The 24644-nt window shown below is 66.8% G+C and carries 17 protein-coding genes, 2 tRNA genes and 1 other RNA gene; 8 read left to right on the top strand and 12 right to left on the bottom strand.

The genetic code is table 11. From position 1 onward, the window contains the following. Positions 1 to 2 precede the first annotated feature (2 nt). From CR156_RS01790 to CR156_RS01780, 3 genes are read left to right on the top strand one after another with little or no spacing between them, the layout of a single operon-like run. Positions 3 to 947, top strand: a complete 945-nt coding sequence (locus CR156_RS01790; RefSeq protein WP_100551693.1) for a DUF58 domain-containing protein — start codon at positions 3 to 5, stop codon at positions 945 to 947. Continuing rightward, on the top strand, positions 940 to 2889 hold the full coding sequence (locus CR156_RS01785; protein WP_100551692.1) for a transglutaminase family protein: 1950 nt from the start codon (positions 940 to 942) through the stop codon (positions 2887 to 2889). The genes CR156_RS01790 and CR156_RS01785 overlap by 8 nt, the downstream gene beginning before the upstream one ends. Continuing rightward, a complete protein-coding gene (locus tag CR156_RS01780; protein WP_100551691.1) occupies positions 2886 to 3413 on the top strand; it encodes a Slp family lipoprotein in 528 nt (175 codons plus the stop codon). Before CR156_RS01785 ends, CR156_RS01780 begins: the two co-directional genes overlap by 4 nt. A 122-nt stretch (positions 3414 to 3535) precedes the next feature. Here CR156_RS01780 and CR156_RS01775 read toward each other — a convergent pair whose 3' ends face one another. The 4 genes from CR156_RS01775 to dnaX all read right to left on the bottom strand — a co-directional run bounded on the left by CR156_RS01775 (position 3536) and on the right by dnaX (position 7080). Further along, positions 3536 to 3895 carry a histidine triad nucleotide-binding protein gene (locus CR156_RS01775; protein WP_100551690.1) on the bottom strand — a complete coding sequence of 120 codons (360 nt, stop codon included), beginning with the start codon at positions 3893 to 3895 and terminating at the stop codon, positions 3536 to 3538. Positions 3896 to 3960: 65 nt separating this feature from the next. After that, positions 3961 to 4560: a recombination mediator RecR gene (gene recR / locus CR156_RS01770; RefSeq protein ID WP_089239142.1), complete on the bottom strand. Its 600-nt coding sequence runs from the start codon at positions 4558 to 4560 to the stop codon at positions 3961 to 3963. Between the two features lie 111 nt (positions 4561 to 4671). Beyond that, positions 4672 to 4992, bottom strand: a complete 321-nt coding sequence (locus tag CR156_RS01765) for a YbaB/EbfC family nucleoid-associated protein (RefSeq protein ID WP_025879376.1) — start codon at positions 4990 to 4992, stop codon at positions 4672 to 4674. Positions 4993 to 4998: 6 nt separating this feature from the next. Continuing rightward, a complete protein-coding gene (gene dnaX, locus CR156_RS01760) occupies positions 4999 to 7080 on the bottom strand; it encodes a DNA polymerase III subunit gamma/tau (RefSeq protein ID WP_165780961.1) in 2082 nt (693 codons plus the stop codon). Between the two features lie 140 nt (positions 7081 to 7220). On the opposite strand from dnaX, the gene CR156_RS01755 reads away from it, so the two are divergent. Continuing rightward, positions 7221 to 7313: transfer RNA gene (locus CR156_RS01755), tRNA-Ser, on the top strand. 707 nt (positions 7314 to 8020) lie between these two features. Here the strand turns inward: CR156_RS01755 and CR156_RS01750 are convergent. Then, positions 8021 to 8875 carry an isocitrate lyase/PEP mutase family protein gene (locus CR156_RS01750; RefSeq protein WP_100551688.1) on the bottom strand — a complete coding sequence of 285 codons (855 nt, stop codon included), beginning with the start codon at positions 8873 to 8875 and terminating at the stop codon, positions 8021 to 8023. Between the two features lie 63 nt (positions 8876 to 8938). Between CR156_RS01750 and CR156_RS01745 the strand changes: the two genes are divergently transcribed. Further along, the gene (locus tag CR156_RS01745; protein WP_100551687.1) at positions 8939 to 9382 is read left to right on the top strand and encodes a GNAT family N-acetyltransferase; all 444 of its coding nucleotides are present in this window, start codon (positions 8939 to 8941) and stop codon (positions 9380 to 9382) included. A 54-nt stretch (positions 9383 to 9436) separates the two neighbouring features. Here the strand turns inward: CR156_RS01745 and CR156_RS01740 are convergent, their stop codons facing one another. After that, complete coding sequence (locus CR156_RS01740) at positions 9437 to 18667, bottom strand: autotransporter-associated beta strand repeat-containing protein (protein ID WP_100551686.1); 9231 nt, start codon at positions 18665 to 18667, stop codon at positions 9437 to 9439. Between the two features lie 368 nt (positions 18668 to 19035). After that, a complete protein-coding gene (locus CR156_RS01735) occupies positions 19036 to 19353 on the bottom strand; it encodes a DMT family transporter (protein WP_100551685.1) in 318 nt (105 codons plus the stop codon). A 299-nt stretch (positions 19354 to 19652) separates the two neighbouring features. Between CR156_RS01735 and ffs the strand changes: the two genes are divergently transcribed. After that, positions 19653 to 19749, top strand: an RNA gene (ffs, locus tag CR156_RS01730) — signal recognition particle sRNA small type. A 78-nt stretch (positions 19750 to 19827) separates the two neighbouring features. On the opposite strand, the gene CR156_RS01725 is transcribed toward ffs, so the two are convergent. Genes CR156_RS01725 through CR156_RS01715 form a run of 3 tightly spaced genes read right to left on the bottom strand, consistent with a single transcriptional unit; the run spans position 19828 to position 21730 of the window. Further along, on the bottom strand, positions 19828 to 20217 hold the full coding sequence (locus CR156_RS01725; protein WP_100551684.1) for a nuclear transport factor 2 family protein: 390 nt from the start codon (positions 20215 to 20217) through the stop codon (positions 19828 to 19830). Continuing rightward, positions 20214 to 20981: an MBL fold metallo-hydrolase gene (locus CR156_RS01720; RefSeq protein WP_100551683.1), complete on the bottom strand. Its 768-nt coding sequence runs from the start codon at positions 20979 to 20981 to the stop codon at positions 20214 to 20216. Before CR156_RS01720 ends, CR156_RS01725 begins: the two co-directional genes overlap by 4 nt. After that, entirely contained in the window at positions 20981 to 21730 is a 750-nt protein-coding gene (locus tag CR156_RS01715) for a 3-deoxy-D-manno-octulosonic acid kinase (RefSeq protein WP_089239126.1), read from the bottom strand. Before CR156_RS01715 ends, CR156_RS01720 begins: the two co-directional genes overlap by 1 nt. A gap of 20 nt (positions 21731 to 21750) precedes the next feature. On the opposite strand from CR156_RS01715, the gene CR156_RS01710 reads away from it, so the two are divergent. After that, on the top strand, positions 21751 to 22797 hold the full coding sequence (locus CR156_RS01710) for a glycosyltransferase family 9 protein (protein ID WP_100551682.1): 1047 nt from the start codon (positions 21751 to 21753) through the stop codon (positions 22795 to 22797). Between the two features lie 118 nt (positions 22798 to 22915). Here CR156_RS01710 and CR156_RS01705 read toward each other — a convergent pair whose 3' ends face one another. Then, positions 22916 to 23320: a DUF6165 family protein gene (locus CR156_RS01705; RefSeq protein ID WP_032977378.1), complete on the bottom strand. Its 405-nt coding sequence runs from the start codon at positions 23318 to 23320 to the stop codon at positions 22916 to 22918. Positions 23321 to 23543: 223 nt separating this feature from the next. Beyond that, positions 23544 to 23634, bottom strand: a tRNA-Ser gene (locus tag CR156_RS01700). A 168-nt stretch (positions 23635 to 23802) separates the two neighbouring features. Here CR156_RS01700 and CR156_RS01695 point away from each other — a divergent pair. Continuing rightward, positions 23803 to 24507 carry a PP2C family protein-serine/threonine phosphatase gene (locus tag CR156_RS01695; protein WP_099819184.1) on the top strand — a complete coding sequence of 235 codons (705 nt, stop codon included), beginning with the start codon at positions 23803 to 23805 and terminating at the stop codon, positions 24505 to 24507. The last annotated feature ends 137 nt before the right edge of the window (positions 24508 to 24644 follow it).

Genomic DNA, 24644 nt, shown 5'->3' with positions numbered 1-24644 from the left:
AGATGGCATCGCATGCCCGGCGACTGTTGCAGCTGGCACGCCCACGCACGCCGGAGTCGTTGCCGCAACGGCTGGACCGACGGCGCATCTACGTGCTGCCGACCCGCTTCGGCCTGTTTGTGGCCTGCCTGCTGGTCGCGATGCTGCTGGGCGCGCTGAACTACAACAACAACCCTGCGCTGTTGCTGGCGCTGCTGCTGGCCGCGGCAGCGATCGCCAGCGCCATCGCCGCGCACCTGCAGCTGTCGGGTGTGCAGATCGACGCGATCTCCGCCGAACCGCTGCCGGCCGGGCAACCGTTGCGCCTGCGCGTGGACCTGTCGCTGCGCGACCCGCGAGCGCGCCATGGCCTGCACCTGCAGCTGGGCGACAGCGAGGCGTGGCTCGACCTGCCCGCACACGGCCGCGGTGAAGCAGAGCTGGAAGTGCCCAGCGAACGCCGTGGTTGGCTGGAACTGCCGCGTATCCGCCTGTCCACCACACAACCGCTTGGCCTGGTCAGGGCGTGGTCATGGGTGTGGCCGGAAGAACCCCTGCTGGTCTACCCGCTGGCCGAAGCGAAGGCGCCGCCGTTGCCACAGCAGGGCAGCGATCCACTGCACACCCGCGCCCACGCCAACGGCGAGGAACTGCATCAGCTGCGCCCGTATCGCGCTGGAGATCCACCGCGCAGCATTGCCTGGAAACACTCCGCGCGCCGCGACACGCTGCTGGTACGCGAATACGAGAAGCCGATAGGCATCGAAGTGGTGCTGGACTGGCGCGCGCTGGCACCGTTGGGCCAGGAGGCCCGCATCGCGCGGCTGGCACGCTGGGTGGACAGCGCCGAGCGCGAAGGCCGCCGCTACACGCTGCTGCTGCCGATGCACCCACCGATCGGCCCCGGCCAGGGTGCCAGCCACCACCATCTGTGCCTGCGCGCGCTGGCGTTGCTTCCTCATGACTGAGCCTGCCCTGCTGCTGGACCGCAACTCCCGCACGTGGACGCTGGCCAGCGCCGCACTGGCCCTGTTGCCGCTGCTGCTGCAGCTGCCCACCACGCTGGCCGCGTTGATCGCCGTGGCAGCACTGGTCACTGCAGCACTGTCGCAGCGCGGCATGCTGCCGATGCCGGTGCGCGTACTGCTGGTGCTGGGCATGCTGGCCGCCATCGTCTGGCAGATGGGGGCGGTGCGCCCGGGCCGGGATACCGGTTGTGCACTGCTGGCGGCGATGCTGGCGATCAAGTCCAGCGAGCTGCGCACCCTGCGCGATGCACGCAGCCTGCTCGGCTTTGCCCTGTTTTCACCGTTCGCTGCCTTCCTGCTCGACCAGGGGCCGCTGACCACCGTGCTCGCCGTGCTGGCCGGCATCAGCACCCTGATTGCGCTGCAGCGACTGGCACAGGGTGAAGGCCGCAGTACGCCACCCCCGCTGTCCGCGCAGCTTCGCGACGTCGGTCGGCTGCTGCTGATCGGCCTGCCGCTGGCGCTGGCCTGCTTCTGGCTGTTCCCACGATTGGCCACGCCGCTGTGGGGCATTCCCGATCGCGCCGTCGGCACACCCGGCCTGTCGGACACGATGGAGCCGGACAAGTGGCTGGATCTGATGGCCGATGACACCCCGGCCCTGCGGGCGCAGTTCTTCGGCGCGGTTCCGGAACCGGCACAGCGCTACTGGCGCGGGCCGGTACTGACGCAGTTCGATGGGCATGTCTGGAAACGCGACCGCCGTACCGAGCGTTTGCTGCCTGCAGTGGTCGAGCACGGCACGGAGGGCTGGGATTACCAGATCGACTACGAGCCCACCGACCGTCGCCAGCTGGTCGCGCTGGATCTCCCGACCGCCGCACCGGAAGGCAGCCGGCTTGATGCAGCCCTGAGCCTGAGCAGCGACCGCACCTTGTCCGCGTTGAGCCGGTGGCGCCTGCACTCGGCCCCGCCGCTGCGCTTTGATGCCAGTTTGTCGTCGTATCAGCGCCGCGCTGCGCTGCAGTTGCCGGAAGGCTTCAACCCCCGCACGGCAACCCTGGCCCGACAGTGGCGGCAGGACGCAGGAAACGATGACGCCGCCGTGGTCCGTCGCGCCCTCGCGTGGATAACCGCGGACTTCTCGTACACGCTGGAGACACCGGCCGCCGGCCGCGATCCCGTCGATGCATTCCTGTTCGACTACAAGGCCGGCTACTGCCAGCATTTCAGCTCTGCCTTCGTGGTGCTGATGCGCAATGCCGGCATTCCGGCGCGGGTGGTCACCGGGTTCGCCGGTGGCACGCGCAACCGGATCGGCGACTACTGGGTACTGCGGCGGATGGACGCCCACGCCTGGGCCGAGGTGTGGCTGCCGCAACGCGGCTGGGTGCGCATCGACCCGACAGCGGCAGTAGCACCCGAGCGCATCCTGGACACGCTCGACGATCGTCTGCAGGCCGGGGCCGATACCGGCCTACAGCAGCGCTGGCTGCAGTTGGGCCAGGTCCGCGACTGGATGCGCAGGGGCTGGAACGAACTGGTCCTGTCCTTCGACGCGCGCCGCCAGCAGCAACTGCTGCAACCGTTCGGGCTGGACGATCTGCAGCCGGGACAGCTGCTGGCCGGCTTCGTGATGGCCGCGTTGCTGGCGCTGGCGTGGATGGCGTGGCTGCTGGCCCGTGGCGAACGCGAGCGCGACCCGCTGCTGCGCGCCTGGCACCGGCTGGGGCAGCGCTATGCGCGGCTTGGGCTGGGCCGCGAACCGCACGAACCCGCCCTGCACTGGGCGCGCCGGGTCAACGCGCAACGACCCGACCCGGGCCTCATCACACTCAGCCAGCGTTTCGCTGATGCACGCTACGCTGGCACTTGTACCGAGCTCGCCCCATTATTGCGGGACCTGCGCAGGCATCGCCCGACTTCCGGAGCCTCCCCATGAATACCAAGTTCCTCCTCACCGCCGTGGCCGCCCTGGCCCTGTCGGCCTGCGCCACGGCTCCCAAGCCGCTGCAGGGACAGTTCAGCCTGGTTTCCCCGCGCGACTCGGTTGCCACCCAGCAGGTCGGCACGCCGGTGCGCTGGGGTGGCCGGATCATCGAAACCAAGCCCGCCCAGGGCGAGACCTGTTTCCAGATCATCTCGCGCCCGCTCAACGGTAGCGGCCGTCCGAACACGACCTCCTCCGATGCCAGCGACGGCCGCTTCATTGCCTGCCGTGCCGGCTTCTACGATCCGGCCGTGTTCGAAGCCGGCCGCGACGTGACCTTCATCGGCAAGATCGATGGCTACGCCAACACCCGTATTGGTGATTACGACTACCGACTGCCGAAGCTGGCGGCCGACGTGATCTACCTGTGGCCGGAGCAGCGCCAGGTCGATGTGGTGCCCTACCCCTACGGACCGTGGGGCCCGGGCCCGTATGGCCCGTACTGGGGCGGTTACCGCGGCTGGGGCTGGTGGTAGTCCAGGCCCGGTACGCATGATGCACAAGGCCGCCCATGGGGCGGCCTTTTTCATCCACGCATGGCGTGGATCTACTGCTGTTGGCGTGCGCTGTAGATCCACGCCATGCGTGGATGACCGCGTCAGTGCCCCGGCGTGCCGAAATGACCCAGCGGCGCGCCAGCCAGCAGATGCATGTGGATATGGAACACGGTCTGCCCGGCATCTTCGCGGCAGTTCATCACGATGCGGTAGCCGTCCTGCGCGAAGCCTTCCTGCCGCGCGTACTCGGCGGCGGCCAGGGCCAGCTTGCCGATCAAGTGCGCCTGCGACGGCTGCAGGTCATCCAGGGTCGGAATGACCTCGTTCTTCGGAATGAACAGCACGTGCACCGGCGCCTGCGGCGCGATGTCCTTGAACGCCAGCACGTCCTCGTCTTCATAGACGATGGTGGCCGGGATCTCGCGACGGATGATCTTGCTGAAGAGGGTTTCGCTGCTCATGGTCGGCCTCGGCGGGGTGTCACCGCATTGTAGGCCGGTAACGCCGGGGCATGCCCGGCATCGACTCAGTCGCGCACTTCGCTGCGGGTGCCGAACGCGTGCGACAGCGTGCCGCGATCGACGTACTCCAGCTCACCGCCGAGGGGCAGGCCCTGGGCCAGTCGACTCGGCCGCACCTGGCGGGCACGCGCCAACTGCGCGAGGTAGTGCGCGGTGGCTTCGCCTTCGACAGTGGCGCTGGTGGCGATGATCAGCTCCTGCACTTCCGCTTCGGCCAGACGCTGTTCCAGCTGCTCCAGACCCAGCTCGCGCGGACCGATGCCATCCAGCGGCGACAGGCGCCCCTGCAGCACGAAGTAGACGCCGCGATAGCCGGTGGCATTCTCGATCGCCAGACGGTCAGCCGGTGATTCCACCACGCACAACTGGCTGCGCTCGCGGCTGCCATTGGCGCAGGTCGGGCACAGCTCGGTTTCGCTGAAGTCGCGGCACTGCGCACAATGACCGATGCGTTCGACCGCCTCTGCCAGTGTCCCGGCAAGGCGTTTGCCACCTTCGCGCTCGCGCTCGAGCAGGTGATAGGCCATGCGCTGGGCCGTCTTCTGGCCAACGCCAGGCAACACCCGCAGTGCATCGATCAGTTGTTCAAGCAGCGGTGCGGACACGGCGGTGTGTTCTGTAGAGCCGAGCGTGCTCGACTGGAAATTGCGGGCAGTCGAGCACGCTCGACGCTACACAGTGCGTGGCACCCGGCGGTGCGGATGCCACGCGGCACATCAGAACGGCATCTTCATGCCCGGCGGCAGCTGCATGCCGGCGGTGGCCGAACCCATCTTCGACTTCGACTCGGCGTCGATCTTGTTGGACGCATCGTTGAAGGCGGCGGCGATCAGGTCTTCCAGCATTTCCGGATCGCTGGCCAGCGACGGATCGATGCGCACCTTGCGGCACTCCTTGGCACCGGTCAGGGTGACGCTGACCATGCCGCCACCGGCGCTGCCGGTCACTTCGATCTTGGCGATTTCTTCCTGGGCCTTCTGCAGGTTTTCCTGCATCTTCTGGGCCTGCTGCATCAGTTGGGCGATATTGCCGCGCATGTCGTCTTACTCGTCAAAAGAACGGATGGAATCGGAAACAACCCGGGCGCCGTGCTGCTGGATCAGCAGCTGGACTTCCGGATCGTCCATGAAAATGGCCTCGGCAGCCTGCTGCCGCTCGCCACGCTGGCGGTCGGCGCGCTGGTGCAGGGTCTCGGCCGGGACCTGCTCGGTTTCCACGGTTTCGACCACGATCTTCAGCGCGTGGCCAAGGGACTTTTCCAGCACCTCGCCCAGCGCTGCCAGCGCGCGCTCGGAGCGCAGGTATTCAAATCCGGGCGAAAGGCCCAGTTTCAAGACCCCATGCTGGCAACTGATGAAGGCCGCATTGGCCGCAAGCTGTCGCGATGGACCGCTCAGGCCACTGTTGGCAATCAGGTCGAGCCAGTCCTCGGCGCAGGCCAGATCGCTGACGCTGCCCACCGCGGAGCGGTCGGAAGCGACAGCCGCGACGGCCGGGGCGATCGGGATGCCCTCCGCACGGAACTGACGCTCCGGCACCGCGACAGCCTCTGCAACCGGCTGCGGCGCCGGCGCTGGCGGCTCGTGCCACGGGGCGACCATGGCCGCGTCGGGCGTCGCCATTTCGGCGGCCAGCGCCTCATCGCGGGCGGTGTCCTCGTCGGTCGCCCACGGCGGCAGGTCGTCTGCCTCGGCGGGCGCCTTGGGCGTGGCCGCCTCGGGAGCCAGCTGCACCTTCATCGGCGGCGGCGACCCGGGTTCCTCGACCGGAACCGGTTCAGGTTCAGGCGTCGGATCCGGTTCCGGGGTCGGCTCGGGCTCAGGATCGGGTTCGCGCTGTGGCGCCGGGGTCGGGGTCTGTGCGGTTGCCTCCGCCGGCACCGGTGCTGCAGCGGCCTGGGTGACGGCGACGGCTCCCTGCGCAGCAGCAGCAGCGGCCGGAGCAGCTCCTTCGTGGCTGCCCGCAACGCCGCCCCCGGTCTGGCCCGTACCGGTCGGTGCGCTGCCACCGGAGGATTCCGGGGTACGCGGCACCGACGGCACGGCAGCCGCAGGGCGGAACGCCAGCATGCGCAGCACGGCCATTTCAAAGCCGGCGCGCGGGCTGGGCGCCAATGGCAGATCACGACGACCGTTCAAGGCCATCTGATACCAGAGCTGGACCACTTCCGGGCGCAGGCGCTCGGCGAATACGCTGGCATCCAGTCCTTCGGCAGCGGCGGACGCGCCCGGCACCAGCTGCTGCACCTGGATGCGGTGCAGGCCCTCGGCCAGCGCATCAAGCACGCCGCTCCAGTCCGGCGAGAACTCGGCAAGCGCCGCCACCACCTGCAGCAGACGCGGGCCATCGCCCTCGGCCAAGGCATCGAGCATGGCCGCCACCTGGGTACGGTCGACCGTACCCAGCATGGTGCGCACCACGTCCTCGCGCAGCGCACCGCCGGCGTAGGCGATGGCCTGGTCGAGCAGCGACAGGCCATCACGCAGGCTGCCGTCGGCGGCCTTGGCCAGCTGCACGATGGCGGTCGGGTCAGACTCGATCTCCTCGGCGGCGAGGATGCGGGTCATCTGCCCCTGGATCTGATCTTCGTCCAGGCGCTTGAGGTTGAACTGCAGGCAGCGGCTGAGCACGGTGACCGGCAGCTTCTGCGGGTCGGTGGTGGCCAGCAGGAACTTCACATGTTCCGGCGGCTCTTCCAGCGTCTTCAGCAGCGCATTGAACGCGGCTTTGGACAGCATGTGCACTTCGTCGATCAGGTACACCTTGTACTTGCCACGCGAGGGCATGTACTGCGCGTTCTCGATCACCTCGCGCACATCGTCCACGCCGGTATTGGACGCGGCATCGATTTCCAGCAGGTCGATGTAACGACCGGCGTCGATGTCCAGGCAGGCCGCACACTGGCCGCAGGGATCGGCACTGGTGCCCTGCTCGCAGTTCAGCGATTTGGCGAAGATGCGCGCGATCGTGGTCTTGCCCACGCCGCGGGTACCGGTAAACAGGAACGCATGGTGGACCCGGCCGCTGTCCAGCGCATTGCTGAGCGCACGGACCACGTGTTCCTGGCCCACCAGCTCGGCAAAACGCTTCGGACGCCACTTGCGGGCAAGGACGAGATAGGACATCAGGCCACCGTCTTCCATCGGATGTTCCATTGTGCCACGCCTGTCCAGCCCTCTCGCCCTGCAAACCAGTGCTTGTGTCCTGCCGCTGCGCCCGCTAGAATTTGCGCCCCTGCTGAGGCGTTTGCCGATGGCAGGGATCCGGAGAGGTGTCCGAGTGGTTGAAGGAGCACGCCTGGAAAGTGTGTAAGCGTCTAAACCGCGCTTCGGGGGTTCGAATCCCCCTCTCTCCGCCAGATAAATGAAGAAGCCGCCCTCTGGGCGGCTTTTTTATTTGTCTGGTGGAGAGCATCGGGCGAGAGAAGCCCCGCCGGGGTTCGACGGTTCTGCAGGAGCAGAACCGGACAGCCGAAGGCTGGCCCTGCAGCGCGCAGCGCGGAAGGGCTGGGTGCAGGGATGCACCCAGCAATCCCCCTCTCTCCGCCAGATAAATAAAAAAGGCTGCCCTTCGGGTGGCCTTTTTTATTTATCTGGCTGGGGACGCGAAGTGCGCTGCGCGCGCTTCGCCCCAGACGTTGCTGCGCAACGTCCGGGCCCCTCCCTTTGCCTGCCTCTCCCCGCCCCTGTCGGGGCAGCCCCTCAACAGAGGGGCTTGTTCCTCCAGATACGGCAGTAGATCCACGCCATGCGTGGATGTCCGATGGAACCGCTCAGGCAGGGCTTTGACTGTTCTGCAGGAGTAGAACCGGACAGCGGACTCTCTGGTTTATCTGGCTGGGGACGCGAAGTGCGCTGCGCGCGCTTCGCCCCAGACGTTGCTGCGCAACGTCCGGGCCCCTCCCTTTGCCTGCCTCTCCCTGCCCCTGTCGGGGCAGCCCCTCAACAGAGGGGCTTGTTCCTCCAGATACGGCAGTAGATCCACGCCATGCGTGGATGTCTCGGCCCGGTCGAGTCGACTACCCGCCCATGCCCCAGCCTCCCGCTGCCCCCGTCCCCAGCGCCCTCACCTTTCGCTGAACAGCTGGTTCAAGGCTGTATACCCCGGCGCCCCCTCCGGCATCGCCATCGCGTCGCCGAGAAAATCCGTGGTCGCCGCAGCCATCGCCGTCCATGCGTGCATGAACAACGCGGGCCCTGCGCTCAGCCGCCGCACGCCTGCCTGCGACTGCTCAGCAAACGACGCCATCCCCGGCAGCCACATCAGGTTGAGAGGCAGCGGCACGGCACCGGCAACCGCCGCAGCCTCGTCCAGCGCGCGCAGCCCCGGCACGAAGCCGCCGTCGGCACCGGCGCGCGCATAGGCCTGCAGCCGATCGATGCTCATCCTGACCGCCTCATCGCCTTCGGCCAGTCCGCGCAGATACACATCGGTGCGCGCATTGATGAACAGTGATCGCCCGCCAAGCGCAGAACGGATGGCGCTGATCTTCGCCACCAGCACCTCAGGGCTGCCAGCGCCGTCTTCGATGTTGATCCCGACCGCACCCGCTTCCACCAGGCGCAGCACCCTCGCAGCGACCACGTCGGGGGCATCGCTGTAGCCGTCCTCGATATCGACCGTGACCGGCAACGAGGTCACACCAACGATTTCGGAAACCCGCTGCAGCAGCGCGGTATCAGGCAGCGCACCGCCATCGGCATGACCGCAGGACCACGCCATCGCAGCACTCGATGTTCCCACCGCGAGAGCCCCCTGCTGCTGGACCAGGCGGGCGCCACCGGCATCCCATACGTTGGGCAGCACGTAAAGATCGGCGCCTTGGTGGAGTTTTACGAAACTGGCATGAGCATTCGACATGGAACCTCCTGATGACGGGGACCTGCAGTCTGCGCCCGAACCGGTTTCCGGGCTCGCCATGTTCGGACATCAATGATGCGGACGTCGCGCACAATGAGTGCGCCACCACGATGACGTTCCTTCATGACACCCCGCCTCTACCGCCCCACAGACATCACCGCCTGCCTGTCGATCTTCGACAGCAACGTGCCCACCTATTTCGCCCCCCAGGAGCGAGGAGACTTCGAGCGCTTCCTGCATGAACACGCCGCGCAGTGCGCATTCCAGGTGATCGAAGTCGAGGGCCAGGTGGTGGCCTGTGGCGGCCTCTGGAACGGCGGCGAAGGCGGTGCCAGCTTCTGCTGGGGCATGGTTGAACGAGGTCGCCACAGACAGGGTCTGGGACGCGCGCTGGCAGTGGCCCGCTTGCACCAGGCAGCAGCAGACCCGTCGATCCAGCGCATCACGCTCAGCACCAGCCAGCATACGCAGGGCTTCTATGCCGGCCTCGGCTTCCAGGTGGTACGCGTGGTGGCCGACGGCCACGGCGCCGGGATCGACGCCGTGGAAATGGAGCGGGTGCTGTAGCCCCCGCTCCCGACGGATCCACGCATAGCGTGGATCTACCGTTGGCAAACCAGCTCAGAACCCGACGCGCAGGTTCAACTGGCCGCCGATATCGTTGCGACCGTCACCATGCTGGCCCTGCACGAACAGCGACAGCTGGCTGCTGCGTCCCAGGCCAACCGCTACGCCGACCTGGCTGACCAGCGCATTGCGCGCCATCACGGCACTGTAGGCATCGAACGCATTGCCACCGACGGCGAAACTCTGCCGGCTGGCCACGTCGGTGTCACCGGACGCGTGCTGCCAGCCCAGCCCGACCGTCAACTGTGCCGGATAGCGCTCGCCGCTGCCCACATCCCAGCGGCCGCGTACGCCGACGGTGCTGACGTTGAGCGTGTCCTTGCCGCCTTCCAGTACCAGTGCTGCGCTGCCGCCCTGCTCCACCGCGCGATCGCTGTCCACCCAGTGCTTGGTGAACTGCACGTACGGCTGCAGCTGCGTCCTGCCATGGGTCCAGGTCCAGCTGCCTTCGATCTGGGCGATGGTGACATCCGAATCCTGGCGGCTGTGCAGCGTCTGTGCCAGCAGCGGCACTTCACGCGTGGTGCGCGTGCGGTAATCACCGCGCGACACGCTGCCACCGACCGCAAACCCGTTGTTCCACTCGCCCTGCGCATACAGCCCATAGGTATTGCCACGCAGGCGTGCACGCGACTGGCGATCGTACAGACGCGTGTCCAGCCGCTCGCTGCCTGCCGCCGCACCCAGCACCACGTGCTCGCCGAGCTTCCAGTCGACGCCGGCCATCAGTGCATTGCGGTTGGCACGGATCTCGTCACCGTTGCCATCACCGTCCTGCTTGAACACCTTGCCGCTACCGGCCAGCCATGCCGAAGCGCGCTCGCCACGCACCGTCGGCAGCTCGCTGCCCAGACGCTGGCGGATGCCCTCTTCCAGGTAGTTGTCATACAGCAGCACTGCACGGCTGGCCGCATGCACTTCACCGGAGAGCTGGTTGAAGGCGTTGCGCGCGGTGGCGGTGTCGTAGGCCAGCAGCGTGTTGTACAGGCCCAGCGCCGCGCCGGACTGCGGCAGGCTGTCCAGCGCCGATGCCACGCCCAGCTGGTTGCGGGTCTGCGCAGCCGTAACGAAGGCCGCCGTCTGCTTCACATCGATCTTCAGCTGCGCAGCATTCGGTGTGTACACCGGGCTCAGTGAGAGGAACGCAGAGGTGGTGGTTGGCGGCACGAACTGCCCGCTGACGCCGCCGCCTGCGTTGATGATCGTGTACTGCTGGCCCTGCTGGTAGCTGGTGTTCGGGTCGATGGCATTGACCACCACCGATGCACCGCCGATGTTCGCGCTGCCGCCCACCTGCACCACGTCACTGCCGGTAGCGCCCAGGTCGACCGACAGCGTGCTGCCCGGTGCCAGAGTCAGGTTGCCACCCACGGTGATCGTGCCCGCACCGTTGCCGCCACTGCTGCCATTGCCTGGGCCGTTGCCCGGCGACAGCACGCCGCCATTGCTCACGGTCACGCCGCCAGCGCTACCACCGATGGTGCCGGTACCCGACAACGTGGTGCCGCTGCCGATGGTCCATTGGCCACCGATGGTGCCGGTGACATTCAGGCCACCGCCGGTGACCTGGCCGGTACCGGTGAATCCGCCACTGTTGCCGCCCAGGTTGAGCGGGCCCGGGCCGGCCTGCACGATGCTGCCCGTGCCACTGATGCTGCCACCCAGTGTCGTGGTGCCGCCTGTGTTGACCACCAGGCCACCGTTGTTGGTGATGTTGCCGGTGATCGCGCCGCCGGCGCCGCCGTTGCCGATCTGCACGGTGCCACCAGCGTTGATCGTGGTGCCGCCGGTATAGGTGTTGTTGCCGGTAAGGGTCAGCGTGCCGCTGCCCGCCTGGGTCAACCCGCCGCTGCCACTGACCACGCCGCCAAGCGTGGTGTTGCCGCCGACGTTCAACACCAGGCTGCCGTTGTTGTTGACGTTGCCGGCGATCGCACCGCTGGCACCGCCATTGCCGACCTGCAGCGTAGCGCCGGTGTTGATGGTGGTACCGCCGGTGTAGGTGTTGTTGCCGGTCAAGGTCAGCGTGCCGGCTCCGGCCTGGGTCAGCCCGCCGCTGCCACTGACCACGCCACCGAGCGTGGTGTTGCCACCGACGTTGAACACCAGGCTGCCGTTGTTGCCAACGTCGCCGATGATCGCCCCCGTGGCACCACCGTTGCCCACCTGCAGGCTGCCACCGCTGTTGATGGTGGTGCCGCCGGTATAGGTGTTGTTGCCGGTCAGGGTCAGCGTGCCGCTGCCGGCCTGGGTCAGGCCACCGCTGCCGCTGAGAGTCCCACCGAGTGTCGTGTTGGCCGACAGGTTGACCACCAGCGCGCCGTTGTTGGTCACGTCGCCAACAATCGCACCGGTCGCGCCGCCATTGCCGATCTGCAACGTGCTGCCACCGTTGATGGTGGTGCCACCGGTGTAGGTGTTGTTGCCGGTCAGGGTCAACGTGCCGGTGCCGGTCTGCACCAGCCCACCGCTTCCACCGATGGTGCCGCCGAAGGTGGTGCTGGCATTGCTGCCGCCGGTGGTCAGCGTGGAACCGCCCAGCACCACGTTGCCGCTGGCAACACCGGCCAGGCCACCGATGCCCTGGTTGCCGGCCGCACTGATATCCAGCGTTCCGGCGCCGGCCAGATTCACCGTGCTGGCCGAGGACAGGCTGCCACCGGCGGCGACGGCCAGGGTGCCGCTGTTGATCGTCGTGGTACCGGTGTAGCTGCTGGCACCGCCCAGGGTCACCGTCGCTGCGCCATCCTTCAGCAGGTTGCCGGCGCCGGCGATATCGCCGTCCAGCGTCAGCGGCGTACCGCCCAGCAGGGTCAGCGTGCCGCTTGCCAGCTGCACGTTGTTGCCCAGGGTCAGCGGCACACTGCCATCCAGCGTGGCATCACCGCCGACGGTCAGCGCGCCGGTACCCAGGGCACCATTGCTGCCCAGCGACAGACCACCGGCATTGAGCGCCACTCCCCCACCGAAGGTGTTGCTGCCAGTCAGGCCGAGCACGCCCGCACCGTTCTTGACCAGGCCACCGGTGCCGCTGATGTCGCCGGCAAACGTGCTGTTGCCCGCTGCGTTGGTGGTCAGTGTGTTGCCGCCAAGGCTGATCGTGCTGCCGGCAACGCCGGACAACGTACCGATGGCCTGGTTGCCACCGCTGGAGATATCAAAACCGGTACCGGCGTTGGCCAGGTTCACCGCGCCTGTTGCCGCCAGGCTGCCACCGGCACCGATCGCCAGCGTGCCGGCGTTGATGGTGGTGCCGCCAGTGAACGTGTTGGCGCCGGTCAGTGTTTCGGTACCGGTGCCGGCCTTGATCAGGCCACCGGTACCGCCGATCGAACCACTGAACACACCATTGGTGGCATCGCCGATGGTCAGCGTGTTCGCGCCAAGGTTGACCGTACCGTTGCCGATCAGCGTACCGAATACCTGCGTGCCACTGCCCGCTGAAAGATCGAAGGTGGCACCCGTGGCGAGATTGACGATGCCGCCTGCGTTGAGGCTGGCACCGGCACCAAGCGCGAGCGTACCCGCATTGATGTTGGTCCCGCCGGTATAGGTGTTGGTGCCGTTCAACGTGAGAGTAGCCACGCCGTCCTTGGTCAGGCTGCCGGTGCCCGACAGGTCGCCGTTGAGCGTGAGATCGTTGCTGCCCAGTACGGTCAGGCCGGCGTTGAGCACCATGTTGTTGGCCAAGGTCACCGCGCTGCTGGAATCAAGCGTGGAAGCGCCGCCGACAGTGAGCGCGCCCGTACCCAACGCCGCGTTGTTGCCCACCACCAGTCCGCCGGCATTGAGGGTGACGCCGCCACCGAAGGTGCTGGCACCGTTGAGCGTCTGCACGCCGCTGCCATTCTTGACCAGTCCACCGCTGCCGGTCAGGCCACCGTTGAAGGTCGCGTCGGTGGTGCCTCCCAGGGTCAGGCTGTTGCCGCCCAGCGACACCGTGCTGCCGGCCACGCCCGCCAGCGAACCGATGCCCTGGTTGCCGCCGGCAGAGATATCGAATGTGCCGGTACCGGCAAGGTTCACCGCACCGGTCGGTGACAGGCTTCCGCCCGCACCGATCGCCAGCGTGCCGCTGTTGATGACGGTGCCACCGGTGAAGGTATTGCTGCCGGTCAGGGTCACCGTTGCCGCGCCGTTCTTGATCAGGCCACCGTCGCCGGAGATCGCCCCACCCAGCGTCAATGCATTGCTGCCGAGCAGGTTGAGCGTAGCGCCCGCCAGCAGGCCGATGTCGTTGCCGAGGTTCGCGGCGATGCTGCTGTCCAGCGACGCGTTGGCGCCCACGGTCAGCGCGCCGGTACCCAGCGCACCATTGTTGCCGACCACCAGGCCACCGCCATTGAGTGCCACGCCGCCACCGAAGGTGTTGGCACCGCCCAGCGTCTGGATGCCCGTACCGTTCTTGACCAGCCCACCGGTGCCACCGATCAGGCCATCGAAGGTGCCGTTGTCGGTGCCGCCGAAGGTCAGCGTGTTGCCACCCAGCGCCACGGTGCTGCCAGCGACGCCGTTGAGCGCACCGATCGCCTGGTTGCCAGCGGCCGAGATGTCGAAGCCGGTACCCGGCGCGGAAAGCGTAACCGCGCCGGTTGCCGCCAGGCTGCCACCGGCACCGATCGCCAGCGTGCCCGCATTGATCAGCGTGCCACCGGTGAAGGTGTTGGCACCGGTCAGTGTTTCAGTGCCGGTACCCTCCTTGATCAGGCCACCGGTACCGGCGATGGAGCCGCTGAAGACACCGTTGGTCGGTCCGCCGACAGTGATCGAGTTCGCGCCCAGGTTGACCATGCCATTGCCGGTCAGGGTGCCGAAGGTCTGGTTGCCGCTGCCCGCAGAGAGATCCAGCGTAGCGCCGGTGGCCAGGTTGACGATGCCGCTGGCGGCCAGGCTTGCACCTGCCCCCAGTGCCAGCGTGCCGGCATTGACGTTGGTGCCGCCGGTATAGGTGTTCACGCCATTGAGGGTGAGCGTGGCAGCACCGTTCTTGGTCAGGCTACCAGCGCCGGAGATCACCCCGTTGAGCGTCAGCGCGTTGCTGCCCAGCACCGTCAAGCCGGCGTTGAGCGTGATGTTGTTGACCAGCGTCGCTGCCAGGCTGGTGTCGAGCGTTGCCGCACCACCCACGGTCAGCGCACCGCTGCCCAGCGCCGCGTCATTGCCGATCACCAGGCCACCGGCATTGAGGCTGACACCGCCGCCGAAGGTGTTGACGCCGGACAGGGTCTGCACCCCTGCGCCCACCTTGACCAGACCACCGCCTCCGCTGATCACGCCGTCGAACACCGCATTGGTGGCGGTGCCGAAGGTCAGTGAATTTCCGCCCAGTGCGACCGTCGTACCGAGCACGCCATTCAGCGCACCGATGGTCTGGCTGCCGGTTGCCGCCGATATGTCGAAGCCGGCGCCAGCACCGCCGAGGGTGACGTCACCACCGAGAGCCAGGCTGCCGCCCGCGCCAAGTGCCAGGGTTCCAGCGTTGATCGTGGTACCGCCGACGTAGGTGTTCGCATTGGTCAGGGTCAACGAGGCCGCACCGTTCTTGACCAGTGCACCATTGCCGGCCACCACACCGCCGAGCGTCAGCGCATTGCTGCCCTGCAGGGCAAGCGTGGTACCCGAAGCCAGGTTGATCGCGTTGCCTACGGTGTAGGCTGCTGCAGTATCCAGCGTTGCATTGCCGCCGACGTTGAGCGCGCCCGTTCCCAGAGCGCCGGCATTGCCCAGCTGCAGGTTGCCACCGTTCAACGCCAGGCCACCACTGAAGCCGTTGGCGTTGCCGAGAGTCAATGTACCGGCGCCGTTCTTGACCAGACCGCCGGTACCGGACACCACACCACCGAACGTCAGTGCGTTGCTGCCGATCAGCGTCAGTGCCGAGCCTGCGCCAAGGTTGACCGCATTGGTCAGATCAAGCGCAACGATGCCATCCAGGCTGGCGTTCGCAGCAACGTTCAGCGCGCCGGTTCCCAGCGCTCCACTGTTGCCCAGCAGCAGGCCGCCGCCGGCCAGGCTCAGGCCGCCACCGAAAGTATTGGCACCATTGAGCGTCAACACCGTGGCGCCGTTCTTCACCAGGCCACCGTCGCCGGACACCACGCCGCCCAGGGTGACGTTCTGGCTGCCGGGGAGCGTGAGGATCGCACCGGTAGCCAATGCAACGTTGTTGGTCAGGTTCAGCGCGGTCGATCCGTCCAGCGACACGTTGCCACCGATGTTCAGCGCGCCGGTCCCTGCCGCTGCACTGCTGCCCAGCACCACGCTGCCGGCATTGAGGTTCAGACCTCCGCTGAAGCCATTGGCGCCGTTCAAGGTCAGCAGCGAGGCGCCGTTCTTGGTCAGGCTGCCGACGCCGGAGATGTCGCCGGCCAAGGTGATGTTGTTGCTGCCCCCCAACGTCAGCTCCGCACCAAGGTTGACGAGATTGCCCAGGTTGAGCGCGGTAGTGCCGTCCAGCGTCGCAGCACCGGTGATGCTTAGCGCACCGGTTCCCAGCGCGCCGCTGTTGCCCAGCAGCAGCCCGCCGGCATTGAGTGCGACGCCGCCGGTAAAGGTGTTTGCACCGGTCAATGTCTGTACGCCACTGCCGTTCTTTACCAGGCCTCCGCCGACGCCACTGATCACACCGGCAAAGGTCTGGTTGGTCGCGCTGCCAAAGGCGAGCGTGTTGGCACCCAGGGCCACGGTGCTACCTGCCACGCCGGACAGTGCACCGATGGTCTGATTGCCCCCCAGGGAAAGATCCAGCGCCGCCCCGGCCCCCGACAGGCTGACCGCACCGGTCGCGGCCAGGCCGCCGCCGCTGCCCAGCGCCACCGTACCGGCAGCAACGTTCAGGCCGCCGGTGAAGGTATTGGCGCCGGTCAGCGTCAGGGTCGAAGCGCCGCTCTTTATCAGGCCGCCATTGCCACCCAGGACGCCGCCCAGCGTCAGCGGCTGGCCGCCCAGCACGTTCAGCGAACCACCCGTGGCAAGGTTGATGTTGTTGGTCAGGTTCAACGCCGCGCTTGCATCCAGCGTGGCGGCATTGTTGATGTCCAGCAGGCCGGTACCCAGTGCCGTGTTGTTGCCCAGCAGCAGGTTGCCGCCATTGACGACCACACCGCCGCCGAATGTGTTGGCGCCATTCAACGTGAGCAGTGCGGCGCCGTTCTTGACCAGGCTGCCGCCGCCGGAAATCACACCGTTGAATACCAACGGCTGCCCGCCCAGCAGCGCCAGCGAACCTCCGGTGCCAAGCGAGACGTCGTTGCCCAACGAAAGCGCGGTTGTGCCATCCAGAGTGACTTCAGCACCGACGCTCAACGTACCTGTGCCCAACGCGTTGCTGTTGCCCAGCAGCAGCCCGCCGCCGTTGAGGGCCACGCCGCCGGTAAGCGCGTTGCTGCCCAACAGGGTCTGCACGCCGGTACCCACCTTGATCAAGCCGCCCGTGGTGCCGGTGAAGTTGCCAGCGAAGGAGGTATTGCCAAGCCCGCCGAGGGTCAATGTGCGGGTGCCCAGGCTCACCGTGCCGCCGAGCCCTGCCAGCGAACCCACGGTCTGGTTGGCTGCAACGGTGAGGTCCAGCGTCGTACCGGTGGCCAGCGTCAACGCACCGGTGGACGACAGATTGCCGCCCGCACCGAGCGCCAGCGCCCCCCCGGTGATCGAGAAACCACCGGTCAGCGAATTCGCGCCCCCCAAGGTCAGCGTGCCCGCACCGCTCTTGATCAGGTTGCCCGCACCCGACAGCGATCCGTTCAGGGAAAGCGCATTGCTGCCCAGCAGATTCAGATTGCCACCACCGTTGACGACGATGTTGTTGGCGAGGTTGAAGGCACCGCTGGTATCCAGCGATGCGGTACCGCCTACCGTCAGGTTGCCGCTGCCCAGTGCGCCCGCATTGCCCAGCAGCAAGCTACCGGCGTTGAGGTTGACGCCGCCGAAGAACAGATTCGCGCCGCCCAGGCTCACCACACCGGCATTGGTCACGGTGAGGCCACCGGCCCCGGACAGCACGCCACTCAAACCGAAGCCTTGGGTACCACCCAGAGTCAGCCCGGCATTCAGGGCGAAGTTGTTGCCCAGCGACAGGCCCGCACCACTGGCGGCGATCGCGCCGCCGTTGACGGTGAACAGCCCGGAACCGAACGACGTGTTGCTGTCGAAGTTCACCTGGCCACCGCCGAGGGTGATAGCCCCTGTTCCCGACCACGGTCCCTGCAGATTCCAGGTGCCGCTGTTGACGGTCAGCTTCTGGAAGCCCAGATAGTTGCTCCAGCCGATGCTGGATACCGGACCGTTGTTGCCGGCGTTGTCCTGCAGTACCAGCGTGTTGTTGGCCGCACCGGTACCGGCACCTGCGTTGACCGTGCCTGCTGCCGCAACCTTTACGCCGGTGATGCCGGTCAGCGTACCCGCGCCCGCAACGCCGCCGCTTGCGGAGACGCTGGAACCGGCAACGGCCGTGAAGGTATTGCCGCCGGTCGAATCACCCAGGTGCACGCTGCCGTTGACAGTGCCCGCATTGAGGAATGTATTGCCGCCAGAGGCGCCCAGGCCGACGCGCCCGTCGATGGTGCCGCTGTTGGTCACATTGGCTGCCGCGCCACCATAGGTCACCACCGTGGTCGCGTCGGACACACTGCCAACGCCGATCAACGACGTGCTGATCAGGCCGGCGTTATTGATGGTGGTGGTGCCGTTGACGTTCTGCGCCACCAGGGCCTGCCCACCGAAGCCCAGCAACGTTGCGAGATTGACGACACCCTTGATCTGCCCGCCGGTATTGTTGTTGACGGAGATCGCGCTGTTGTTGGCCGAACCATTGCCGACGACCAGGCCGGGCGAGGCGAGGATGATCGAGCTCGGATCGATCGTGCCACTGTTGTTGACCGTCACGTTGTCGCCGCTCAACGTCGCCGCGTTGCCGCCACCGATAATCGGGGGCGTGCGCAGCGTGGCCCCCGCCAGGACGTTCAGCGTGATGCCGGAGGTAGCGTTGGTGTAGTTGTTGACCGTAGTGCCGGGGTCGCAGGTAACGACTGCGCCCACCGTGTTGCACGCCGCGAACGCCGAACCACTGGCCAGCGTGGCGGCTAAGGCCACCGCCAACTGGTGCGTCCGCAATCGCGGCAACCTTGCCGAGGTGGCGGCACTTCCGCCGGGATTCTGGGCGACCTCCGAAGCAACCTGCATTACGCCGAGGGCACGATTGAAAACCAGACGGTAAATGCGGTTCATCGGTAAATCTCCATGAAATGACCGGTGGCACAGCAGGCAGGTTTTTTTGAGGTGATGTCGTCCCGCCCTGCCCCACCTTGGGAACAAGACCTGCGGTATCAACCTTGGAAAACAATCACACTTTCACGTCAGAGCACTGCAGGAGCTGCGTGCCCCTGCACGTCCGTCATCGCGAAAATTCCCCGGTTTCGCTTGACGAATGGGCGCACTGTGCGGCCGCCACCGCCAGCACCACGTGAATCCGGCACGTTATTTTCATGATGGCCGTCAAATAATCACGGCAGTCGTCACGACTTTGCCGAATATGCATATTCTCTTGTTCCGGCCAAACGGGAATATCCTTATCCCCGTCGCACCATTTACCAGCCTCAGCTGCTGGAGAGTTTCATCAGCACCAGGCCGGCGACGATAAGCACCGCTGCGCCAATCCGCATCGGGCTGACCTGCTCGCCCAGGAACACGATCCCGACCACGAAGGCGCCGACCGCGCCGATGCCGGTCCAGATCGTATAAGCGGTGCCCAGCGGCAGACTGCGCATGGCGACGGCCAGCAGCCAGAAGCTGGCGATCATGCCGACGATGGTGATGACGGTGGGGGTGAGTTTGGTGAAGCCTTCAGACTGCTTCATCGACGCGGCCCAGACGATTTCCAGCAGGCCGGCAAACAACAGATAGATCCAGGCCATGACAGCCCTCCTTTGGTAGGGCCAGGCCGTCCTGGTCATTGAATCCCGATGTGGGGGAGGTCGTTCCTCCTGCGGCCGGATTCTAGCAACGGCAGCAGCCCCGGGCCGATGCCGCAGGCAACGGGTTACATCGGATTCAGCGCGTGAAGCTGGCATCAGCACCCATGCCTGCGCTAGAATGCGCCTCTGCCATCGGTCAACTGATGCGCAGTCCGGCTGTGGTCTCCGGCGCACGACGCGCTGCTTCCCCTGATCCGTGAATCGGCCGCCTCCGGGCGGCCAACGTCTCTATGGTGGCCCCGTCGGCCCCTCGCGACGCTAGGTCGAAAACTCCGCCAGGGCCGGAAGGCAGCAACGGTATCGATCGACGCGGGCGCCGAGGTCAGCCGGCGGGGCCACCGCCTTTTCAGGCGATACCCCGCCCCTGATGGATGCCAACCTTGGCTGGCGCGCTTCGCCGGGCATGGCCCGGCGCTACCGCGCCTCCGGCGTCCCCTGATGGAACGCCACCCGCCAGCCCGTTGGATGCAGACGCCACAGCGAGCTGCGCAGCACCCAGCGCTGCGGCTGGCCATCGACGTGATAGCGACTGCGGTAACGCACCTGGGCCAGCCCCTCTGCCAGCATCCACACGGCGTACTGGTCCGACTCGATCACCACCTGCGCACGCTCCAGCGGGATCTCTTCCAGCGCGGCCTCACGGCCGTAGCACTGGCCGGAGCTGCCGATCTCGCTGAAATCCTCATCCAGCAATGCCGCCAGACGCTGATGATCTGCGCGCACCTGCGGGCAATGCAGTGCACGTTCCAGTCGCTCCAGCTCGGCAGCCAACGCCGGCGTTGCGGCGTGGCCAGCGCTGCTCACGGCGGATCCTGCGCCAGTACGTGCGGGGCGGTCGGCGGGGCCAGCACAACGCACTGGCCGGGCTGTGCTACCCGGTGCCCACGCGCGGCCAGGGCCTGGCCATCGGCCACGCTGGCGTAGTGGTACAGCATCATCCGTGCCTGCAGCTCGGCGCTGTACTCGCGTTCCAGGTCATCCACCCCGGTATGCGAAGGATTGCCGTGCAACCCGCAGTCGTGGGCGATCAGCTCATTGTCATTGGCAAAGCGCGCCAGCATTTCCGGAATCGGCCGGGTATCGCCGCTCCAGGTCAGCGCGCCCTGCAGGCGCAGGCCATAGGCCGTCTCCGGCCAGTGGTGGCGCACCGGGAACACTTCCAGGCGCACGCCCTCGTGCCAGAACGCATCGCCCACCACGATCAGCTGGAAGGCATCCCAGAAGTTGGCGCCGCCCTCGGCCAGCACGTTCGGGTAATCGCCGATGCGCTTGTGCAGCAGCGGCACCACCGTGGCCGGCACGTACAGGCGCACCTTGCCGCGCCGCTGCGCGCTGAAGAAGGTGTCCACGAACAACCGTTCGAAACCCGCCACGTGGTCCAGGTGTACATGGGTGACGAACAGCGCCTGCGGCATATGCCCGTAGTGCGCCTTGAACGCGGTCAGGCCTTCACCACCACAGTCGATGGTCAGCCACGGCCGGCCATCACGCTCGATCACCGACATCGGCGAACCCAGCTCGACCGCCGACGCATTGCCGACGCCGAGGAAACGCAACGACCAGTCCATCAGGTGCCCCGGTTCCAGGCCATGTCATAGGCGCGGCGCAGGCGCGCGTAGTCTTTTTCCACGTCTTCCACGCTGCGCTCGCCGCGCAGTTTGATCAGCGAGCGCAGCAGGCGCTTGAGATTGCGCTCGCGCCAGGCCGTGGCCGGGATGCGGATGACCCCGCGATCGAAGTCGATCAGCCAGCCATGGCCGTTGCCGTCGAACAGGATGTTGTGCGCATTGAGATCGGCATGGTCCAGGCCGGCACGGTGGAAGCGCGCGATCATCCGCCCGGTTTCCTCCCACGGCGCACCGCGCCCGGCCACCAGTGCGCGGTCGGCCAGTGAGCGTACCCCTTCGATCCGTTCCATCAGGATCGCGGCGCGGTAGCGCAGGCCCTCACGCATGTAGAAGGCGGCAATCGGCCTGGGCACCGGCAGTTTCTTCTCGCGCAGTGCGCGCATCAGCCGGAATTCGGCAAAACTGCGGGTCCGGTCCGCCCCCCGCCAGATGTACTGGTCGTGGCTGATCCGGGCCGCCAGCCCCCCGCGCAGGTAGTGCCGCAGCACGCTGGGACCGAACGGCGCATCCACGAACCAGGCACTGCCGCGGCCGCCCTCACCCACCGGCCGGGCCTTGCCGGCCCAGTGCTGTGGCGAGAACAGACCGATGTCGGCTTGCCGCAGCCGCTCGCGGTCGAACAGAATGGCCCCGATGCCGCGACCCTCGCGGCATGGCGTCAGCGCTTCATTGGCGTCGAATGCGACCATTCCTTTGAGTCTAACAACACATGGCATCAGCGTCCTCCTCCTTGTGTCTTCTGCGCCTGTCCGCTCTTGGCGATGTGACCCACGTAGTGCCGCTGGTGCGCACCCTGCAGGCCGCGCGCCCGGACACGCCGATCCACTGGATCATCGACAAGGTCGGGCAGAAGCTGCTTGATGGCCTGCCGGGCGTCACCTTCCATGCCTACGACAAGAAGACCGGCATGGCCGGGGTGAAGGAACTGCGCAAGCAGCTGCCGCCCGGACGTTTCGAGGCGCTGCTGCAGATGCAGGTGGCGTTCCGCGCGAACGTGCTGTCCGCCTTCATTCCCGCCGAGCGCCGCATCGGTTACGACCGCAGCCGCTCCAAGGACCTGCACGGCCTCTTCATCAACGAACGCATCGCTGATCGCCCGGGCATCCATGTGCTCGATGCCATCGGCAGCTTCTGCGAGCCGCTGGGCCTGCGCCAGACCGACGTCAGCTGGGATCTGGCCGTGCCGCAGGCCGCCTATGACTGGGCCGCTGCGCAATGGCAGGACGATGGCAGGCCGGTGCTGATGATCTCGCCCTGCTCCAGCCACGTGCGCCGCAACTGGTACGCCGACCGCTATGCCGAGGTCGCCAACCATGCCGTCACGCGCGGTTGGCGGATCGTGCTGTGCGGTGGTCGCAGCGAACTGGAGCGCAGCATGGCCGACGCCATCCTGGCCCAGTTGGATGTTCCGGCGCTGGATCTGGTCGGCAAGGACACGCTGAAGCAGTTGCCGGCATTGCTGGCCCGCGCCAACCTGGTGATGACGCCGGACTCCGGTCCGATGCACATCGCCAATGCCATGGGCGCCAAGGTGCTGGGCCTGCATGCGGCCAGCAACCCGAACCGCAGCGGCCCGTACTCGGACCGCCGCTACTGCGCGGACCGCTACGACGACGCGGCGCGCAAGTACCTGGGCAAGCAGGCCGCCGACCTCAAGTGGGGCACCAAGATCGAATTCGACGACGTGATGGAACTGATCACCGTCGAGGACGGCATTGCTGCGTTCGAGCGCTACGTGGCCGACCACCTGGGCTGAGTGACGGACCGAACGGCTGAGCGGGATCTGATTGGTGCGGACCTTGGTCCGCACCGTCCCGCAGCCCGGCGGCTGCATCCACGCATGGCTTGGATCCATTGCATCGGGCTGCCTGGGATTACGCGCGCTGCGTGTAGTCCTGGTAGGACTTCTCTTCCACATAGGCCGAGCCCAGCGCCAGGTTGATCGCCTTCTTGATCCGCGCGCGTTCGTCGTTGCGCAGGTACACGCTGCGCGCCAGGTCGATGAACCCCTGATCGAAGGCCTGCGCCTTGTCCTTCAGGCGGATGTCGTCCTCGATCTCCCACAGCTGCTCGTTGACCGCCTTCAGCTCGGCACGCAGCTTGGCGATGTCCTTCACTGCCGCCGGGTGCGCCATCCAGGTGGTTTCCAGCGCGGACAGCTCCTTGCGTACGTTGGCCAGCTTGCCTTCGTCACTGATGCGCTCGGACTTGATCTGCAGGATCGAGATCTTGTCCAGCAGCTCGCCGAATGAAACGGGGACGAGGATTTCAGCGGTCATGGGGGCGCTCCAGCAAATGATGCGCACATGGTAACCCGCGGCATGCGAACGGCATCCACGCATGGCGTGGATCTACTGAAGCATCCGCGGGGAGAGGCCGGCAAAGGGAGGGGCTCATTCGTTGCGCAGCAACGCATGGGGCGAAGCGCGCAAAGCGCACTTCGCATCCCCGCGCCAGATAAAAAGAAAAGGGCTGCCTTTCGGCAGCCCTTTTCTTTTTATCTGGCGGAGAGGGGGGGATTCGAACCCCCGAGGCGCTATAAACGCCTGCCTGATTTCGAGTCAGGTACATTCAACCGCTCTGCCACCTCTCCAGATGTTCCCCGGCGAACCGGGGACGCGCATCATACGAGGAAGCGCGGCTGACGACAAGTCATTGTGGCCCGCGAAGTGAAATTTTCCTGACTGCATGGCTTGCCGGATGTCCGCTTGGCCGTGATGATGCCGTTCTCCCCGGCATTACCCCGTCCCCAGCAGCCACCATGATCGAATTCGGACATCTCACCCACCCCGGCCTGCGCCGCGAGCTCAACGAGGACACCTATTACGGTGACGGCGAGCTGGCCCTGTGGCTGGTGGCCGACGGCATGGGCGGGCACGCCTGCGGCGAAGTGGCCAGCGCACTGGCGCGCGAGACCATCGTCCGCGAGATCCGCCGTGGCGCGCCGTTGGCGCAGGCGATCCGCACGGCCGACGAAGAGATCATCCGTGCCTCGCGCCGGCGCAACGACAGCCTGCCGATGGGCACCACCGTGGTCGCTGCACGGGTGCAGGGCAACCGCTACGAAGTGGCCTGGGTCGGCGACAGCCGCGCCTATCTGTGGCGCGATGGCCAGCTTGCCCAGCTCAGCCAGGACCACAGCGTGGTGCAGGAACTGGTCGCGCAGGGCAACCTGACCGCCGAGCAGGCGCGCGCCCATCCGCACCGCAACGTGGTCACCCAGGCACTGGGCGTCACCGACCCGGCACACCTGAACGTGGCAACCACCAGCGGCGAGCTGCGCCCGGGCATGCAGTTGCTGCTGTGCAGTGATGGCCTGACCGAGGAAGTGGATGATCGCGGCATCGCCCGCACCCTCGCCTTCGACGATGCCAGCGCGCAGGAATGCGTGGACAGCCTGGTCGCCACCGCCCTCGACGGCGGCGGCTCGGACAACATCACCGTGATCCTGGTGCGCTGCCACTGAAGCCGGCTGGAGGGAAGCCCCCTGAGTCAGGGGGCGGCCGCGAAGCGGCGGGGGTATGGATGCTGGTGAGACGGGGCCCACGATTTGCAACGCAAATTGTGGGGCGGCAGCGCGATTGCGCTGGCGCGTCATCGGAC

Origin of the sequence: Stenotrophomonas lactitubi (assembly GCF_002803515.1) — a bacterium.
GTDB lineage: Bacteria > Pseudomonadota > Gammaproteobacteria > Xanthomonadales > Xanthomonadaceae > Stenotrophomonas > Stenotrophomonas lactitubi.
The sequence above is the reverse complement of the archived record's forward strand: the minus strand, read 5'-3'. Positions and strand labels throughout refer to the sequence as shown.